Origin of the sequence: Pseudomonas sp. FJ2-5-13, assembly GCF_029201605.1 — a bacterium.
Taxonomy (GTDB): domain Bacteria; phylum Pseudomonadota; class Gammaproteobacteria; order Pseudomonadales; family Pseudomonadaceae; genus Aquipseudomonas; species Aquipseudomonas lactis.
In genome coordinates, this window is sequence record NZ_CP104045.1 from 5,056,627 (window position 1) to 5,069,893 (window position 13,267).

Sequence of the window (13,267 nt, forward strand, 5' to 3'; positions counted from 1 at the left end):
GTTATAGGTGCAAGCCGTCTCAGCGGTCGTCCGTATGGATCGACGACGGATGGCGGCACAGCGCATTCACTTCGATGGCCATGTAGGGGAACAACGGCAGTTGCATCAGCAGGTCGTGCAGGTCCTGCACGCTGTCGACATCGAACACGCTGTAGTTGGCGTAGTGCCCGGCGATGCGCCACAGGTGGCGCCATTTGCCCTCTTGTTGCAGGCGTTGCGCCAAGGCTTTCTCCTCGGCCTTGAGGCTGGCGGCGCGCTCGGGGTGCATGTCGAGGGGCAGGTTCACGGTCATTTTTACGTGGAACAACATGGCAAGGGCCTCTTAGTGTTTGTCACGGCGAAAGAACGCCAGGCGCTCTTCATCAAGCGTCAGGCCCAGGCCCGGCGCAGTGGACACATGCAGCTGGAAATCGCGGTACACCGGTGGCTCGGCAAGAATGTCTTCGGTGAGCAACAGCGGGCCGAACAGTTCGGTGCCCCACGCCAGTGTGTCCAGCGTGAGAAAGGCATGGGCCGAGGCCAGGGTGCCAATGCCACCTTCAAGCATGGTGCCGCCGTACAGGCCGATGCCGGCCGCTTCGGCAATCGCCGCCGTGCGCAATACAGCGCGAGGGCCGCCGTTCTTGGCAATCTTGAGGGCGAACACCGTGGCCGCGCCTTCACGCGCCAGGTTGAAGGCGTCTTCGACACATTCGATGGACTCATCGGCCATGATCGGCGCCGGGCTCGACAGGTTGAGCCGGGCCATGCCGCCACGGTTATTGCGTGAGATCGGTTGTTCGATGAGGTCGATACCGTGGTCACCGAGCACCTTGCACGCCCGCAGGGCCACGGCTTCATCCCAGGCCTGGTTGACGTCGACGCGTACGCTGGCGCGCTCGCCCAGGGCTTTTTTTATCGCGATCACATGGGCCAGGTCGCGGTCGACCTCGCCCGCGCCGATCTTCAATTTGAAGAGACGGTGACGGCGCAGGTCGAGCATCTTCTCGGCCTCGTTGATGTCTTGTTCGGTATTACCGCTGGCCAGGGTCCAGGCCACCGGCAACGCGTCCCGCACACGCCCGCCAAGCAGCTCGCTGACCGGCAGCCCAAGGCGTTTGCCGAGGGCGTCGAGCAAGGCGCTTTCGATACCGGACTTGGCAAAGGTGTTGCCGCGAATACTGCGCTCCAGGCGCAACATGGCGGCATTGACGTTACTCGCGTCCTGGCCGATCAACAGCGGCGCGAAGTGGCGGTCGATGTTGACCTTGATGCTGTCGGGGCTCTCGTTGCCGTAGCTTAGGCCACCGATGGTGGTGGCTTCACCGATGCCCTCGATGCCGTCGGTGCAACGCAGACGGATGATAACGAGGGTCTGGTTTTGCATCGTGTGCATCGCCAGCTTGTGCGGGCGTATGGTGGGGAGGTCGACGATGACAGTTTCGATCGACTCGATGGCGCAAATCGGCATGGCAATACCCGTTGGGTTCTTTATAGATTTGCCTCGATTCTGTTCCGCATTTTTTCGGGCTTCCAATATAGAATTGGTCTCAAGCAATACCCTCAAGGTATAAAAGGAGTCGATATGGAACTGCGTCACCTGCGCTACTTCCAGGTGTTGGGCGAGACCCTCAACTTCACCCGTGCCGCCGAACGTTTGCACATCGCCCAGCCGCCGTTGAGCCGGCAGATCCAGCAACTGGAGGATGAACTCGGGGTGATGCTGCTGGAACGCAGCCGGCCCTTGCGCCTGACCGAGGCCGGACGGTTTTTCTATGAGCATGCCAATGTGTTGCTCGAACAACTGGGCAAGGTCTGCGATAACACTCGGCGCATCGGCCAAGGCGAGAAAACCTGGCTGGGCATCGGCTTTGCGCCCTCGACCTTGTACGGCGTGCTGCCGGAATTGATTCGGCGCCTGCGCACTCACGAGGCCCTGGAACTGGAGTTGGGCTTGTCGGAGATGACGACGTTGCAGCAGGTCGAAGCGCTCAAGGCGGGCCGCATTGACGTGGGCTTCGGGCGTATTCGCATTGACGACCCGGCCATCGTCCAGCGTGTATTGGTGGAAGACCGCCTGGTGGCAGTGCTGCCCAGCGGTCACCCATTGCTGGGCGCCCCGGCCACCCTCGCCCAGTTGGCCGCCGAACCCTTTGTGCTCTACCCCGGCAACCCGCGCCCCAGTTATGCCGACCATGTGATCGCACTGTTCGACGCCCATGGCTTGAGCGTGAAGGTGGCGCAGTGGACCAACGAATTGCAGACCGCTATCGGCCTGGTCGGCGCAGGCATGGGGGTGACGCTGGTGCCGGCGTCGGTGCAGGTGCTGCATCGGGCGGATATTGGCTATACGCCGGTGGTGGAGGCGACGGCGAGCTCGCCGATCATCCTTAGCCGGCGGGTGAATGATCAGTCGCCGGGGCTGACTCATTGCCTGCAACTGGTTGAAGAGTTGATCTGAGATTCCCCAAACACTGTGATTTCCTTGTGGGAGGGGGCTTGCCCCCGATTGCAGGGTGTCAGACAGCACATCCATTGACTGATACACCGCTATCGGGGGCAAGCCCCCTCCCACATTTGGGTCTTCATTGTTTTCAAAGACTGCGCAGGCGCTTGCGCTGCAATGTCTGGCTGGGCGACTCATCGAACAGCTTGCGGTACTCCGCCGAAAACCGCCCCAAATGCGTAAACCCCCACCCCAGGGCGATTTCAGAAATAGTGCGAATCGAGCCCTGCTCCAGAATTTCCTGGCGCACCGCCCCCAACCGATGCTTCTTCAGATACGCCATGGGCGACAGCGCGAAGTACTTGCGAAACGCATCGAACAGTTTGAACCGCGACACGCCCGCCGCCGCTTCCAGGTCTTCCAGGTGCAGCGCTTCACGGGCGTTGTCGTGGATAAATTGCCGAGCGCGAATCAGGTAGTGCGGCAGTTTCACCCCCAGCACGTCACGCAGTTCTTCAGAGTAGTTATTTGGTTGGGCCAGGATCAGGCCCTTGATCAGCGAGCTTTCCAGGTCGCGAGTAAACGCCGCCTGTTCGTACAGTTCGCTGCTGCATTCCAGTTCGGCGATGAAGTAACGCGCCATGCGCCACCACGAAGCCGGGGCGCCGTCCACGGCATCCATCACCGACTCAAAGCGCAGCGGTGCATCAATGGGCCGTTGCAGCAAACCTTCCAGCGACTCGCTCATCGCTGCGCGGGTGATCACCACTTGCAACTTGCGGCAGTCACCGGAAATCGCCAGCACCTGATGCTCATTGGGTGAAATGATCACGCCCTGGTCGCGGTTGGAGCTGAGGCGCTCACCGTTCTTGCTCAGCTCCTGCTCGCCCACCAGTGGCAGGCTCAAGCTGTAGCTGCTGAAGTGCTCGGCGTCTTCGATGTCGATGGTCACATCGGTGCCGTACTCGATCACGCCCAGGGTGGTGGCGCGGGATTTGAACACGTTGGCGCTGTGGTGAAAGCGCAGGCGCTCGGGGGTTGCCGTCGCCAGGCGATGGGGCCCGCAGATGCCGGACATCCAGCTGCACGCGCCCTCCAGGTCGAAGCGTTGAATATGAATATCGCGTGTCTGACTAGTCATCAGGGTGCACCCACGGCGGTTAGGCGTTTGCGCGCTCTGACGGCGCGTCGTTGAACCTCGACAGCAAGTTCCAGGCCACGCCAGTGCAGTTCTCACTGGGTGGATAGCAACAGTCGACTATGTGGATAAACCCCAGGGTTTTGCGACCATCGCCCGCCATCACAGTAGCGCATGCCGTCACCGGCGCGCACCGCCATGGGTATTTGCTGCCCAACTTTGCGGCCTACGTTCCCCCATTAAGCGGATAGCCCGCCACCGCATCGCAGCCGCTTAATGGCTCACCGTTTAGCCATGATCAAAAGGTGCCTCCCATGAGTGGTGCAAGAACCGTCGAGCAATGGAAATCCTTTATCGAAAGCTGCCTGGACTTTCGCCCGGCGGATGAAGTGTTCCGCATCGCCCGCGACATGTTCACCGAGCCCGAGTTGTTCGACCTGGAGATGGAGCTGATCTTCGAGAAGAACTGGATCTATGCCTGCCACGAAAGCGAACTGGCCAATAACCACGACTTCGTGACGATGCGCGCCGGGCGCCAGCCGATGATCATCACCCGTGACGGCGAAGGCCGACTCAACGCGTTGATCAACGCCTGCCAGCATCGCGGTACCACCCTCACCCGCGTGGGCAAGGGTAACCAGTCCACCTTCACCTGCCCGTTCCACGCCTGGTGCTACAAGAGCGATGGCCGACTGGTAAAGGTCAAGGCGCCGGGGGAATACCCGGAAGGTTTCGACAAGGCCACCCGCGGCCTGAAAAAAGCGCGCATCGAAAGCTACAGGGGCTTTGTGTTTATCAGCCTGGACGTGAACGGCACCAACAGCCTGGAGGACTTCCTGGGCGATGCCAAAGTGTTCTTCGACATGATGGTGGCGCAATCGGCCACCGGTGAGCTGGAAGTGCTGCCGGGCAAGTCCGCCTACACCTACGACGGCAACTGGAAGCTGCAAAACGAAAACGGCCTGGACGGTTATCACGTCAGCACCGTGCACTACAACTACGTGGCCACCGTGCAGCATCGCCAGCAGGTCAACACCGAGAACGGCGCAGGTTCCAGCACCACGCTGGACTACAGCAAGCTCGGCGCCGGCGACGCAAATACCGACGACGGCTGGTTCGCCTTCAACAACGGCCACAGCGTGTTGTTTAGCGACATGCCCAACCCCAGCGTGCGCTCCGGCTACGCCACCATCATGCCGCGCCTGGTAGAAGAACACGGCCAGCAGAAGGCCGAGTGGATGATGCACCGCCTGCGTAACCTGAACATCTACCCCAGCCTGTTCTTCCTCGACCAGATCAGTTCGCAGTTGCGCATCATCCGCCCAGTGGCCTGGAACAAAACCGAGATCATCAGCCAGTGCCTGGGGGTTAAGGGTGAGTCCGACGCCGATCGCGAAAACCGGATTCGTCAGTTCGAAGACTTCTTCAACGTTTCCGGCATGGGCACGCCCGATGACCTGGTGGAGTTTCGCGAGGCCCAGCGCGGCTTCCAGGGCCGCCTGGAACGCTGGAGCGACATCTCACGGGGTAGCCATCGCTGGGAGACCGGGCCGACGCCCAACAGCGAGGCCATCGGCATCCAACCGGCGATGACCGGTACCGAATTCACCCATGAAGGCCTGTACGTCAACCAGCATCGCAACTGGCAGCAGTTCCTGCTCAAGGGTTTGGACCAGCGAGCCCTGGCACTGCGGGAGGTGAAGTGATGAATGCGCAATTGCAGTACCAGATCGAGCAATTCTTCTACCGCAAATCCGAGCTGTGCGACGCCCAGGACTGGGACGCCTACGTGGAGTTATTTGACCCACAGAGTGAATTCCACCTGCCGCAATGGGATTCCGAACACGTCTATACCCAAGACCCCAAGCGCGAGATGTCGTTGATCTATTACGCCAACCGTTCGGGCCTGGAAGACCGCGTGTTCCGCCTGCGCACCGGCAAAGCCGCCTCCGCCACGCCGATGCCGCGCACCTTGCACCTGATCAATAACGTACGCATAGCCGAGCAGGCCGACGGCACGTTGGAGGTGCGTTTGAACTGGCACACGTTGTTTTATCGCCTGGCCACCTCCGAGCAGTTCTATGGGCATGCCACTTACCGCCTCAAGCCTGCGGGCGACAGCTGGTTGATCATGCGCAAGCACGCCTTGCTGCTCAACGACACCATCAACTCGGTGCTGGATTTCTATCACCTGTAACGGTGGTGCACTGCCCTGTAGGAGCGAGCTTGCTCGCGAAAAACGTAAGTACGCCGTTCATTCAGGATGTCCCGCGTCATCGTTGACGTTCTTCGCGAGCAAGCTCGCTCCTACAAGGGGTTCATACCTATTCACGGAGTTATGTGAATGAATCACAAAGTGGCCTTCAGCTTCGCCGATGGCAAGACCCTGTTCTTCCCGGTGGGCGCCCATGAAATCCTGTTGGACGCGGCCCTGCGCAACGGCATCAAGATCCCACTCGATTGCCGCGAAGGCGTGTGCGGCACCTGCCAGGGGCGTTGCGAGTCCGGCGAGTACACCCAGGACTACGTCGACGAGGAAGCCCTCTCCAGCCTCGACCTGCAACAACGCAAGATGCTCAGTTGCCAGACCCGGGTGAAGTCCGACGCCACCTTCTATTTCGACTTCGATTCAAGCCTGTGCAACGCCCCAGGCCCCGTGCAGGTGCGCGGCACGGTGAGCGCGGTGCAGCAGGTCTCGACCAGCACCGCCATTTTGCAGGTGCAACTGGACCAGCCTCTGGATTTTTTGCCGGGCCAATACGCGCGTCTGTCAGTGCCCGGCACCGATAGCTGGCGCTCCTACTCCTTCGCCAACCGGCCGGGCAGTCAATTGCAGTTCCTGGTACGCCTGCTGCCCGATGGAGTAATGAGCAACTACCTGCGTGAACGCTGCCAGGTGGGTGATGAAATGCTGATGGAGGCGCCCTTGGGTGCGTTCTATCTGCGGCATGTCACCCAACCGTTGGTACTGGTGGCGGGCGGCACCGGGTTATCGGCGTTGTTGGGCATGCTCGATGAGCTGGCCATCACGGGCTGCACACAACCTGTGCACCTGTACTACGGCGTGCGCGGCGCTGAGGATTTATGTGAAGCGGCGCGTATCCACGCCTACGCGGCGAAAATCCCGAACTTTCGCTACACCGAAGTGCTGAGCGACGCCTCAACCGAGTGGACGGGCAAACGCGGCTACCTCACCGAGCATTTCGACCTGGCCGAATTGCGGGACAGATCGGCGGATATGTACGTGTGCGGCCCCCCTCCAATGGTCGAATCCATCCAACAATGGCTGGCGGATCAGGCACTTGATGGCGTCCAGCTGTATTACGAAAAGTTTACCCAGAGTAATATCTGACCCTCAGCAGTTCTGAGGGGCCGATGCGGCGTGCAATCACCCTTGAGAAAAACAAGTAGAAGGGAATGTTAATGGCGGATGACATGGTTAACCCGGTGGGCCTCAAGCGAGGCCTGAAGAACCGGCACATTCAGCTGATCGCTTTGGGAGGGGCGATTGGTACAGGCTTGTTCCTCGGCTCGGCCGGGGTACTCAAGTCGGCAGGGCCGTCTATGATCCTGGGGTATGCGGTGGCCGGGTTTATCGCGTTCCTGATCATGCGCCAGCTCGGCGAGATGATCGTCGAAGAGCCGGTGGCCGGGTCCTTCAGCCACTTCGCACACAAATACTGGGGCGGTTACGCAGGCTTCCTGGCGGGCTGGAACTATTGGGTGCTCTACGTGCTGGTGGGCATGGCCGAGTTGACGGCGGTGGGCAAGTACATTCAGTTCTGGTGGCCGGAAATTCCAACCTGGGTCAGCGCACTGGTGTTCTTTGTCGCGGTGAATCTGATCAACACCCTGAACGTGAAGTTCTTCGGGGAAGCCGAATTCTGGTTTGCCATCATCAAGGTGGTGGCGATTGTCGGCATGATCGTGCTCGGCTGCTACCTGCTGTTCAGCGGCACCGGCGGCCCGCAAGCCTCGGTCAGCAACCTGTGGAGCCACGGTGGGTTCTTCCCCAATGGCGGCATGGGGCTGTTGATGTCGATGGCCTTCATCATGTTCTCGTTCGGTGGCCTGGAGCTGGTCGGCATCACTGCCGCCGAGGCCAGCGAGCCGCGCAAGGTGATCCCCAAAGCGATCAACCAGGTGGTGTACCGCATCCTGATCTTCTATGTCGGTGCTCTGACTGTGCTGTTGTCGCTGTACCCGTGGGATCAACTGCTGCAAACCCTCGGCGCGTCAGGCGATGCCTACAGCGGTAGCCCGTTTGTGCAGATCTTCTCGCTGATCGGCAACGACACCGCCGCCCACATCCTCAACTTCGTGGTGCTGACCGCGGCGTTGTCGGTGTACAACAGCGGCGTGTATTGCAACAGCCGCATGCTGTTCGGCCTGGCCGAACAAGGTGATGCGCCCAAGGCGCTGATGAAGCTCAACAAACAAGGCGTGCCGCTGCGGGCCCTGGCGATTTCGGCGCTGGTGACGATGCTGTGCGTGGTGGTCAACTACGTGGCGCCGCACAGTGCGCTGGAGTTGCTGTTCGCGTTGGTGGTTGCCTCGTTGATGATCAACTGGGCGCTGATCAGCCTGACCCACATCAAGTTCCGCAAGGCCATGGGCGAGCAAGGCGTGACGCCGTCGTTCAAGACCTTCTGGTTCCCGTTCAGCAATTACCTGTGCCTGGCGTTCATGGTGATGATCATCGGCGTGATGCTGGCGATTCCGGGGATTCGCGAGTCGGTGTACGCGATGCCGGTGTGGGTGGGGATTATCTATATCGCCTACCGGTTTAGGATCAGAAACGGGAAAGTAGCTGTGGCGCAGTAACCCCTGTGGGAGCGGGCTTGCTCGCGAATGCGGTAGCTCAGTCAACGTATGTGTAGCTGACACTCCGCATTCGCGAGCAAGCCCGCTCCCACCTTTTGGATTGCGTTCCAAATGAAAGCCCCGGTAATCCGGGGCTTTTTGTTTAGAGGGTGGAACGTACGCGCCAGAGTTCGGGGAACAACACCGTATCGAGCATCTTGCGCAGATAACCCACGCCTTCCGTACCGCCCGTACCCGGCTGGAAGCCGATGATGCGCTCCACCGTGGTGACATGCCGGAAGCGCCATTGGCGGAACGAATCTTCCAGGTCGATAAACTTCTCGGCCAACTGATACAAATCCCAGTAACGGCTCGGGTCGCGATACACCTCGCGCCAGGCCGCTTCCACCGATTCATCGTGCACCGTGGCTGCGGTCGGGTCGCGCTCGGCGCGTTTGGGATCAATCGCCAGTCCCGCCTTGACCATCAGGTTTACGGCCTCGTCATACAGCGACGGCGTGGCAATCGCCACCTGCAATTGCTGCAGCAATTCCGGGCGATGGGCATGGGGCCGCAGCAGCGCCGGGCTTTTGTTGCCGAGGATGAATTCGATCTCGCGGTACTGAAACGACTGGAACCCCGACGACTGCCCCAGGAACGGGCGAATTGCCTTGTATTCCGAGGGTGTCATGGTGGCCAGTACCGCCCAGGCGTGCACCAGTTGATCAAAGATGCGCGACACCCGCGCCAGCATCTTGAATGCCGGCGGCAGCTCACCCAGGCGCACATGTTCGCGGGCGGCCTTGAGTTCGTGGAGCATCAGCTTCATCCACAGCTCCGAGGTCTGGTGCTGGATGATGAAGAGCATTTCGTTGTGGTCCGGCGACAGCGGATGCTGGGCACTGAGGACTTTGCCCAGGTCCAGATAGTCGCCATAGCTCATGGACTCGGAGAAATTCAATTCGGCGTTATGCCATTCTTCCGGGGGTTGGTTATCGGCAGGCTTATAGTCTGGTGAGAAAGGACATTGGCTCATCGCGTGGGCTCCTTGAGCGGGCGGAGAATGGCGCGCACAGGGCTCGCGTCCAGGTTGGCGAAGCGCAGCGGCAGCGCGATCAATTCATAGTCGCCCTCCGGTACGTCATCGAGCACGATGCCTTCGAGGATCGCCATACCATGACGAGCCACGGCGTTGTGGGAATCCATGGTCTTGGACTGTTGCGGGTCCAGAGACGGCGTATCGATACCGATCAGGCGCACCCCCAGGCTGGCCAGCAGCTCAATGGTTTGGGGCGCGATGGCGGTGAAATTCGAATCCCATTCGGTGAGCGGCGCTTGTGGATAAGTGCGCAGCAGCACGCGCTCGGGCACGTTATCCACACGCCCTTGCAACTGATGGGGCTCGACCAACGCGCCGCTGCCCAGGCAATGCAACACGCGGCAAGGGCCCATGTACACGTCCAGCGACACCTCGCCAATCGGCGCACCGTCTGCGCTGTAATGCAGCGGCGCATCCACATGGGCGCCGGTGTGCGGCGACAGCGTCACGCGCCCCACATTCACCGGGCACTCCGGGCCGAACTGCCACACGCGCTCTTCCTGAAACGGCGTATCACCCGGCCAGGTCGGGGTGGCCGTGCTCAAGGGCGGGCTGATATCCCACCACGTTTTTATTGGGTTCATTGCAAGGCTCTCACGGGGTACTGAGGTGAATGATACGAGGGCCAGCTCTGAATTTTCTTGCGAATTCTGGCGCGACACGGGAAATCTTTCGCAGTTACTGCGAGGAATTGATTTATTCACGCTTAAAAAATTCATTTGATGCCCACCTGTGGGAGCGGGCTTGCTCGCGAAGGCGGTGTGTCAGTCAATAATCTGTTTGACTGTCACACCGCTTTCGCGAGCAAGCCCGCTCCCACAGGGATTTGCACTCTGCCCCGGAGATCGCATTCTGCTGCGCTTCTGGGCATACCGATGTCGAGTCCAGACCACCCGCCTTGGCTGCGACGCTATAGGGTTCGAATCTTCTTACCTTGCCTCGGAGTCATCATGTCCAAGCCCATCACCGTACTGCGCGACACCCACCCACTGCCGGTCCTGGATGCCTGCAAATGGGAAAAGCTCGAAGGCGACCCGCACACTGTCAACCTCAACGCCTACACCAGCGAAGACGGCAGCAAAATCATGGGCACCTGGATCTGCACACCGGGCAAGTGGTACGTGGAATACGTGAAGTGGGAATACTGCCATTTCCAGGAAGGCTACTGCGTGATCACGCCTGAAGGCATGGAGCCGATCCACCTGCGGGCTGGGGATATCTTTGTGGTGGAACCGGGAATGAAGGGGACGTGGGAAGTGGTCGAGACGGTGCGTAAGTATTTTGTGTTTGCCTGACCCAGCAAAACCTGTGGCGAGGGAGCTTGCTCCCTCGCCACAGGTATTTATTTGGGCTTGCGATAGCTGTTGATGATCGCCGAGAAGTCCTTGCCCCCTTCCCCACGCTGGCTCATGGATTGGTACAACTGCTGGGCCACCGCACCGAGGATCACCGGCTGGCGTGCCTGGCGTGCGGCTTCCGTCGCCAGGCCCAGGTCCTTGAGCATCAGGTCGGCACCAAAACCACCGGTATAGCCACGCGATGATGGCGCGGTCTCAATCACGCCTGGCCAAGGATTGTAGGTGTCGGAGCTCCAGCAACGCCCGGTGGAGCTGTTGATAATGCCCGCCAACACTTGAGTGTCGATGCCCAAGGCATCGCCCAGGGCCATGGCCTCACTGACGCCGACCATGCTGATACCCAGCAGCAGGTTGTTGCAGATCTTGGCGATTTGCCCAGTGCCGACATCACCGCAGTGCACGATGTTGCGGCCCATCTGCGCCAGCACCGGTTGCAGGGTGGCGAACAATTTCGGGTTGGCGCCGACCATGAAGGTCAGCGTCCCGGCCTGGGCACCGCCGGTGCCACCGGACACCGGCGCATCGGCCACTGCCACGCCTTGTTTGGCTGCCGCAGCCGCTACATCACGGATGGTTTGCGGGTCGATGGTGCTGCAGTCCACCGCCGGCACGCCTTTGCCGATGCCGGCGAGCACGCCGTCTTCATTGAGCCACACGCTGCGTACATGGGCGGCGGCCGGCAGCATGGTAATCACCAATTCGGCGCCTTGGGCGGCGTCACGCGGTGAACTGCTGATAGTGCCGCCCAGTTCGGCGAGCTCCTTGAGTACGGCCTGGTTCAGGTCGAACAGGTTCAGCGCGTGCCCAGCCTTGATCAGGTTGCGGGCCATGGGCGCGCCCATGTTGCCCAGGCCGATAAATGCAATCTTCATGGTCGTCTCCCAGGTTCAGCGCAGGTTGATGGTGGTGTTGACGCCATCGTTGACCGTGTTGTCGTCGAACCAGCGGCTGGTGACGGTTTTGGTCTGGGTGTAGAACTGCACCACTTGCTTGCCGTACGGGCCGAGGTCGCCGAGCTTGGAACCGCGCGAACCAGTGAAGCTGAAGAACGGCACTGGCACCGGAATCGGGATGTTGATGCCGACCTGGCCCACATCGATCTCGCTCTGGAATTTACGCGCCGCCGCACCGCTCTGGGTGAACAGGCCCGTGCCGTTACCGAACGGGTTGGCGTTGACCAGGGCGATGGCTTCATCGAGGGTATCGACTTCCAGCACCACCAGTACCGGGCCGAAGATCTCTTCGGTGTAGATGCGCATGTCGGTGGTCACGCCTGAGAACAGGGTGGGGCCGACAAAGTTGCCTTGCTCAAAGCCCGGCACCTTGATGTCGCGGCCGTCCAGCTCCAGCTTGGCGCCTTGTTTCACGCCGCTTTCGATCAGTTCCAGGATACGTGCCTTGGCGCGCTTGGAGATCACCGGGCCGACATCCGTGCCCGCTTCGCTGCCGGCGTTGACCTTGAGCTTTTGTGCCAGGGCCTTGAGGTCTGGCAGCCACTGCTTGGCCGCGCCCACCAGCACCACCACCGAGGTGGCCATGCAACGCTGGCCAGCCGCGCCGAAACCGGCACCGACCAGGGCGTTGAGGGTGTGTTCTCGGTTAGCATCCGGCAGCACCACCGCGTGGTTCTTGGCGCCCATCATCGACTGCACACGCTTGCCGTGTTTGCCAGCCAGGTCGTAGACATGGGTGCCCACAGCCGTCGAACCGACGAAGGACACCGCCTTGATGTCTTTGTGAGTGCACAGCGCATCCACCACGTCCTTGCCGCCATGCACCACGTTGAGCACGCCGGCCGGTACACCGGCTTCCAACGCCAGCTCCACCAGCAGCATGGTCGACAGCGGGTCTTGCTCGGAAGGTTTGAGGACGAAGGTGTTACCGCAGGCAATCGCCATCGGGAACATCCACAGCGGAATCATCGCCGGGAAGTTGAACGGGGTAATGCCGGCGCATACGCCGATAGGCTGGCGCAGGGTGTAGGTATCCACGCCGCCGGCCACGTTCTCGGCGAACTCACCCATTTGCAGGGTGCCGATGGAACAGGCGTGCTCCACCACTTCCAGGCCACGGAAAATATCGCCCTCGGCATCGGCAATGGTCTTACCCTGCTCGGCGCTAAGGACCACGGCGATACGCTTGGAATGTTCGCGGATCAAGGCTTGCAGCTTGAGCATGATGCGCATGCGCGCGCCGATCGGCGTGAGTTTCCAGGTCTGGAACGCTTGATGGGCAGCGTCGATGGCGGCGTTGACTTCATCGACGGTGGCAAACGGGACTTTGGCCAGCACTTGCTGGGTAGCGGGGTTGACGATGTCTTGCCACTCGGTGGTCTTGGACTCGACCCACTCGCCGTTGATCAGCAACTTGACCGGTTGCACGGAAATATCGGCAGATGCGTTCATGTGGTCTCCAACTCTTATATTTATACAGAGACAAGGCGC

Annotated in this window: 13 protein-coding genes; 6 read left to right on the top strand and 7 right to left on the bottom strand. The window is 60.6% G+C overall.

Annotated elements, in window-relative coordinates:
- Positions 1–19: 19 nt before the first annotated feature.
- The gene (catC, locus tag N2A98_RS22350; protein WP_047711771.1) at positions 20–310 is read right to left on the bottom strand and encodes a muconolactone Delta-isomerase; all 291 of its coding nucleotides are present in this window, start codon (positions 308–310) and stop codon (positions 20–22) included.
- A 12-nt stretch (positions 311–322) separates the two neighbouring features.
- Positions 323–1,450, bottom strand: a complete 1,128-nt coding sequence (locus N2A98_RS22355) for a muconate cycloisomerase family protein (RefSeq protein WP_069557797.1) — start codon at positions 1,448–1,450, stop codon at positions 323–325.
- A 114-nt stretch (positions 1,451–1,564) separates the two neighbouring features.
- Between N2A98_RS22355 and N2A98_RS22360 the strand changes: the two genes are divergently transcribed.
- Entirely contained in the window at positions 1,565–2,440 is an 876-nt protein-coding gene (locus N2A98_RS22360; protein WP_047711773.1) for a LysR family transcriptional regulator, read from the top strand.
- Between the two features lie 133 nt (positions 2,441–2,573).
- Here N2A98_RS22360 and N2A98_RS22365 read toward each other — a convergent pair whose 3' ends face one another.
- Positions 2,574–3,566 (bottom strand): AraC family transcriptional regulator, encoded by a 993-nt coding sequence (locus tag N2A98_RS22365; protein ID WP_047711774.1) that lies wholly within the window; start codon positions 3,564–3,566, stop codon positions 2,574–2,576.
- Positions 3,567–3,877: 311 nt separating this feature from the next.
- On the opposite strand from N2A98_RS22365, the gene antA reads away from it, so the two are divergent.
- From antA to N2A98_RS22385, 4 genes are all read left to right on the top strand, one after another.
- On the top strand, positions 3,878–5,269 hold the full coding sequence (gene antA, locus N2A98_RS22370) for an anthranilate 1,2-dioxygenase large subunit (protein WP_047711775.1): 1,392 nt from the start codon (positions 3,878–3,880) through the stop codon (positions 5,267–5,269).
- The gene (gene antB / locus N2A98_RS22375) at positions 5,269–5,760 is read left to right on the top strand and encodes an anthranilate 1,2-dioxygenase small subunit (protein ID WP_198715965.1); all 492 of its coding nucleotides are present in this window, start codon (positions 5,269–5,271) and stop codon (positions 5,758–5,760) included. Before antA ends, antB begins: the two co-directional genes overlap by 1 nt.
- Before the next feature lie 147 nt (positions 5,761–5,907).
- Entirely contained in the window at positions 5,908–6,915 is a 1,008-nt protein-coding gene (gene antC, locus N2A98_RS22380; protein WP_275622659.1) for an anthranilate 1,2-dioxygenase electron transfer component AntC, read from the top strand.
- Between the two features lie 71 nt (positions 6,916–6,986).
- Positions 6,987–8,387: an amino acid permease gene (locus N2A98_RS22385; protein WP_044274391.1), complete on the top strand. Its 1,401-nt coding sequence runs from the start codon at positions 6,987–6,989 to the stop codon at positions 8,385–8,387.
- 142 nt (positions 8,388–8,529) lie between these two features.
- Here N2A98_RS22385 and kynA read toward each other — a convergent pair whose 3' ends face one another.
- Together kynA and kynB are read right to left on the bottom strand one after the other, a co-directional pair.
- Positions 8,530–9,402: a tryptophan 2,3-dioxygenase gene (gene kynA, locus N2A98_RS22390; RefSeq protein WP_073521906.1), complete on the bottom strand. Its 873-nt coding sequence runs from the start codon at positions 9,400–9,402 to the stop codon at positions 8,530–8,532.
- On the bottom strand, positions 9,399–10,049 hold the full coding sequence (gene kynB / locus N2A98_RS22395; RefSeq protein WP_034133668.1) for an arylformamidase: 651 nt from the start codon (positions 10,047–10,049) through the stop codon (positions 9,399–9,401). Before kynB ends, kynA begins: the two co-directional genes overlap by 4 nt.
- 366 nt (positions 10,050–10,415) lie before the next feature.
- On the opposite strand from kynB, the gene N2A98_RS22400 reads away from it, so the two are divergent.
- Positions 10,416–10,760 carry a cupin domain-containing protein gene (locus N2A98_RS22400; RefSeq protein ID WP_003230905.1) on the top strand — a complete coding sequence of 115 codons (345 nt, stop codon included), beginning with the start codon at positions 10,416–10,418 and terminating at the stop codon, positions 10,758–10,760.
- A 47-nt stretch (positions 10,761–10,807) separates the two neighbouring features.
- Here N2A98_RS22400 and mmsB read toward each other — a convergent pair whose 3' ends face one another.
- On the bottom strand, positions 10,808–11,695 hold the full coding sequence (mmsB, locus tag N2A98_RS22405; protein ID WP_275622660.1) for a 3-hydroxyisobutyrate dehydrogenase: 888 nt from the start codon (positions 11,693–11,695) through the stop codon (positions 10,808–10,810).
- 15 nt (positions 11,696–11,710) lie between these two features.
- A complete protein-coding gene (locus N2A98_RS22410) occupies positions 11,711–13,228 on the bottom strand; it encodes a CoA-acylating methylmalonate-semialdehyde dehydrogenase (RefSeq protein WP_275622661.1) in 1,518 nt (505 codons plus the stop codon).
- Positions 13,229–13,267 lie beyond the last annotated feature (39 nt).

Bases quoted from the DNA above. Each gene is read 5' to 3' on its own strand.
- catC (WP_047711771.1), bottom strand. From the start codon at position 310: ATGTTGTTCCACGTAAAAATGACCGTGAACCTGCCCCTCGACATGCAC.
- N2A98_RS22355 (WP_069557797.1), bottom strand. From the start codon at position 1,450: ATGCCGATTTGCGCCATCGAGTCGATCGAAACTGTCATCGTCGACCTC.
- N2A98_RS22360 (WP_047711773.1), top strand. From the start codon at position 1,565: ATGGAACTGCGTCACCTGCGCTACTTCCAGGTGTTGGGCGAGACCCTC.
- N2A98_RS22365 (WP_047711774.1), bottom strand. From the start codon at position 3,566: ATGACTAGTCAGACACGCGATATTCATATTCAACGCTTCGACCTGGAG.
- antA (WP_047711775.1), top strand. From the start codon at position 3,878: ATGAGTGGTGCAAGAACCGTCGAGCAATGGAAATCCTTTATCGAAAGC.
- antB (WP_198715965.1), top strand. From the start codon at position 5,269: ATGAATGCGCAATTGCAGTACCAGATCGAGCAATTCTTCTACCGCAAA.
- antC (WP_275622659.1), top strand. From the start codon at position 5,908: ATGAATCACAAAGTGGCCTTCAGCTTCGCCGATGGCAAGACCCTGTTC.
- N2A98_RS22385 (WP_044274391.1), top strand. From the start codon at position 6,987: ATGGCGGATGACATGGTTAACCCGGTGGGCCTCAAGCGAGGCCTGAAG.
- kynA (WP_073521906.1), bottom strand. From the start codon at position 9,402: ATGAGCCAATGTCCTTTCTCACCAGACTATAAGCCTGCCGATAACCAA.
- kynB (WP_034133668.1), bottom strand. From the start codon at position 10,049: ATGAACCCAATAAAAACGTGGTGGGATATCAGCCCGCCCTTGAGCACG.
- N2A98_RS22400 (WP_003230905.1), top strand. From the start codon at position 10,416: ATGTCCAAGCCCATCACCGTACTGCGCGACACCCACCCACTGCCGGTC.
- mmsB (WP_275622660.1), bottom strand. From the start codon at position 11,695: ATGAAGATTGCATTTATCGGCCTGGGCAACATGGGCGCGCCCATGGCC.
- N2A98_RS22410 (WP_275622661.1), bottom strand. From the start codon at position 13,228: ATGAACGCATCTGCCGATATTTCCGTGCAACCGGTCAAGTTGCTGATC.